Raw genomic sequence first — 3,678 nt, 5'->3', positions numbered from 1 at the left:
CGTCGATCAGCGCGTGGTCCGCGAACCCCGCGAGCGCGAAGTCGAGCTGGAGCGTCGCCGCCTCCATCGGGTCCTCGCACTCCGCGACCGCCCGCCCCGCCCGGTGCAGCTGACTGGCGCGGAACCGCAGCCGCGCGCCCTGCTGTTCGGCCAGCCGCTCCTCCGTGACGTCCAGGAACAGCCACGCCACCCCCAGCGGCACCGGCTCCTCGGCGAGCGGCGAGGCGAGCCGCAGGAAGCCGCTGCGCCAGCAGCGGCGCTCGGGCTGCTGCCCTTCGCCGCCGCGCAGCGTCACCCACAGCTCGGTCGGCGCGAGCGGCGCGCCCTCGGACAGCACGTGCTGGAGCGCGCCCTCCAGCTCCTCGACGCCCTGCTCCAGCAGCTCGCCCAGCGGGCGGCCGAGCAGCCCGGAGCCGGACGCGCCCAGGGCGGCCGTGGCGTGTTCGTTGACGACGGCCGGGCGCAGGTCGACGTCGACCAGGACCACGCCCCAGGACGCGTCCTCGAACAGCGCCTCGCTGAGCGCGATCGACCGCTCCAGATCGATCTGCGCGTGCACCTCGCTGAACGCGCAGTAGACCCCGGCGGGCCCGCCGTCCGCGCCCGGCACCGCGGAGGACTGCGTACGGACCAGGACCCGCCCGCCGTCCTTCGTCACCAGCGCGAACTCGTGCACATGGCGGCCCGGCGTCTTCATCGCGCTCAGCAGCCGTGCCTCCACCTCCTCGGCGTCCGCCGCCCGCACGGCCCACTCGGTGAGCCCGTGCCGGCCGACGGCCTCGGCCGCCGTCCAGCCGAGGATGCGCTCGGCCTCCCGGTTCCAGTGGGTGACGACGCCGTCGGCGTCGAAGGCGCAGAGCGCGGCGTCCATCCCGTCGAGCAGTGCGGCGAGCAGGCCGGAGCCGTCACCCGCGCCGGATGGCGACGGGCCGGACGGCGGCTGGTCGTGCGGTGTGTCGTGCGATGCGTCTGAACGCTGCGAAGCAGTCATTGGGCGACCCCCCTGCTTGGGCGTACTGCACAAGAAGATATTGAACTCGAACGTGACGCGCGCCACACCCGGTTCGGCGAAATCGTTGCCTCCGGGAAATTCGGCCGCAAGGGGCGCGATGCGCGCGGCACCGGCGCGTGCGCCTGCACATGCCTCCGCGCGTGCGGCCCCGATCGCCCCTCGAACTGCTGCTCGGAAAATGGGTTGAGCGCCGCGACAGCCGTCTCCTAGAGTGCCGCCAACGCCGAAAGGAGGTGATCGGGAAGTGATTTCATCCCGGACAAGCGAGGTGGCTGCGGGCTGACAGCCCGTCGTCGCACTCTGTGCGGGGCCGGCCAGTTGTCGGCTCAATCCCAAGCAGTCACCCGACCCGCGGGCCGCCGGTTTGTCCGGCCGGCTCCCTCCCCGGAGGGACCGAGGCCCGCGGGTCGCCTGCGTTTCAAGGGCCCGGCGATGCGTACGCGCTCACGGCCACAGCCGCTCGACACGCCACCCCTCCTCTTCACGCACGTACCGCAGCCGGTCGTGCAGCCGGTTCTCACGGCCCTGCCAGAACTCCACGGCCTCCGCGCGCACCCGGAACCCGCCCCAGCCCGGCGGTACGGGCACCGGCCGGCCCTCGGGGTAGCGCGCGGCCAACTCGGCATAGGAAGCGTCGAGTTCGGAGCGGTCCGCGGCGACCGCGGACTGGTGGCTGGCCCAGGCGCCGAGCTGCGAGCCGTACGGGCGGGTGCGGAAGTAGGCGGCGGTCTCGTCGCGGCCGACGCGGTCGGCGGCGCCGGTGACGATGACCTGGCGGGCGATGGAGTGCCAGGGGAAGAGCAGCGAGACGTGCGGGTTGGCGGCGAGTTCGGCCGCCTTGCGCGAGGTGTAGTTGGTGTAGAAGACGAAGCCGCGCTCGTCGTACCCCTTGAGCAGGACCGTACGGGAGCTGGGCCGGCCGGCGGCGTCGGCGGTGGAGACGACCATGGCGTTGGGCTCGTACAGCCCGCCTGCGGCGGCCTGGGCGAACCAGCGGCGGAACTGCTCGTACGGGCCGGGGGCCAGGTCGGCCTCCGCGAGGCCGCGGGAGCGGTAGTGCACGCGCATGGCGGCCGGGTCGAGTTCGTCAGCTTCGGGCACGCGCTCATCTTGCAGCATCGACGGCCCCGATGGTCCTGGCGACCCCGGCGACCTCTGCGGCCCCGGCCGCCCCGACGTGCGCGGCGCAGCCTGCCCGTACGCGCCGCCCCGTAACCCTCACGCACCCCAATCGCCCGGTGTGCCGCACATCACTCTTCCCCGCGCGTCGCGGAGCCGACAAAATCGCAGCCCGGAGCCGCGTGCCGGGGAGTCGACAGCGGTTGCCGCGTCCGGCCCGAACCAGTCCCCGCCCACTTGGGTGACCACCCGCCGCGCGGGGCATGACCGGGAAGAGCACCACGGGCCGCGAGCCGCGCGACGCAGCCGCGGACCCGTTTCGACACCAGCACACCGGTCGCCGCACGGTGACGCCACATCTTCACCCAGATTCTGACATTTTGGACAGAAACCGCCTGTCGATCAGATCACGAGGAGCCGCCTGATGTCCGACTTCGTACCCGGACTAGAGGGAGTCGTCGCGTTCGAAACGGAGATCGCCGAGCCCGACAAGGAAGGCGGCTCCCTCCGCTACCGCGGCGTCGACATCGAAGACCTGGTGGGCCATGTGTCCTTCGGGAACGTGTGGGGGCTGCTGGTGGACGGCGCCTTCGACCCCGGCCTGCCGCCCGCCGAGCCGTTCCCCATCCCGGTGCACTCCGGTGACATCCGGGTCGACGTGCAGTCCGCGCTCGCGATGCTCGCGCCCGTCTGGGGCCTGCGCCCGCTGCTCGACATCGACGAGGCCACCGCCCGCGACGACCTCGCGCGCGCCGCCGTGATGGCGCTGTCGTACGTGGCCCAGTCGGCGCGCGGCCAGGGGCTGCCGATGGTGCCGCAGAAGGAGATCGACACGGCGGAGACCGTCGTCGAGCGCTTCATGAAGCGGTGGCGCGGGGACCCCGACCCCAAGCACATCAAGGCCGTGGACGCGTACTGGACGTCCGCCGCCGAACACGGCATGAACGCCTCCACGTTCACCGCCCGCGTCATCGCCTCCACCGGCTCCGACGTCGCCGCCGCGCTCTCCGGGGCGGTCGGCGCCATGTCCGGCCCGCTGCACGGCGGCGCGCCGTCCCGCGTCCTCGGCATGATCGAGGAGATCGAGCGGACCGGCGACGCGACCGCGTACGTCAAGCGGGCGCTGGACCGCGGCGACCGGCTCATGGGCTTCGGCCACCGCGTCTACCGCGCCGAGGACCCCCGCGCGCGAGTGCTGCGCCGCACGGCCAAGGAGCTGGCCGCGCCGCGCTTCGAGGTCGCGCAGGCGCTGGAGAAGGCCGCGCTGGAGGAGCTGCACAACCGCCGCCCGGACCGGGTGCTGGCCACCAACGTGGAGTTCTGGGCGGCGATCGTGCTGGACTTCGCGGAGGTTCCGGCGCACATGTTCACGTCGATGTTCACGTGTGCCCGTACGGCCGGGTGGAGCGCGCACATCCTGGAGCAGAAGCGCACGGGGCGGCTGGTGCGGCCGTCGGCGCGGTACATCGGTCCGGGGGCGCGGGACCCGCGGGACATCGGCGGGTACGGCGACATCGTGAACTGAGGCGAGGAGGGCTGCCGGGGGC

Annotated in this window: 3 protein-coding genes; 1 reads left to right on the top strand and 2 read right to left on the bottom strand. The window is 73.1% G+C overall.

Annotated features, from left to right (window positions below; translation table 11 throughout):
- Nucleotides 1-991, bottom strand: a 991-nt coding sequence (locus ACFU99_RS37175; RefSeq protein WP_384401138.1) for a PAS domain-containing protein, incomplete at its 3' end; no start/stop codon positions are given.
- A 465-nt stretch (nucleotides 992-1,456) separates the two neighbouring features.
- Nucleotides 1,457-2,131, bottom strand: a complete 675-nt coding sequence (pdxH, locus tag ACFU99_RS37170) for a pyridoxamine 5'-phosphate oxidase (RefSeq protein WP_384401135.1) — start codon at nucleotides 2,129-2,131, stop codon at nucleotides 1,457-1,459.
- A 424-nt stretch (nucleotides 2,132-2,555) separates the two neighbouring features.
- Here pdxH and ACFU99_RS37165 point away from each other — a divergent pair, with 424 nt between their 5' ends.
- Complete coding sequence (locus ACFU99_RS37165; protein ID WP_384401132.1) at nucleotides 2,556-3,656, top strand: citrate synthase 2; 1,101 nt, start codon at nucleotides 2,556-2,558, stop codon at nucleotides 3,654-3,656.
- Nucleotides 3,657-3,678: the final 22 nt, after the last annotated feature.

Source organism: Streptomyces sp. NPDC057654, assembly GCF_042800135.1.
GTDB lineage: Bacteria > Actinomycetota > Actinomycetes > Streptomycetales > Streptomycetaceae > Streptomyces.
The sequence above is the reverse complement of the archived record's forward strand: the minus strand, read 5'-3'. Positions and strand labels throughout refer to the sequence as shown.

What these genes read in the sequence shown, in the direction of transcription:
- pdxH (WP_384401135.1), bottom strand. Translation starts at nt 2,131, where the DNA reads ATGCTGCAAGATGAGCGCGTGCCCGAAGCTGACGAACTCGACCCGGCC.
- ACFU99_RS37165 (WP_384401132.1), top strand. Translation starts at nt 2,556, where the DNA reads ATGTCCGACTTCGTACCCGGACTAGAGGGAGTCGTCGCGTTCGAAACG.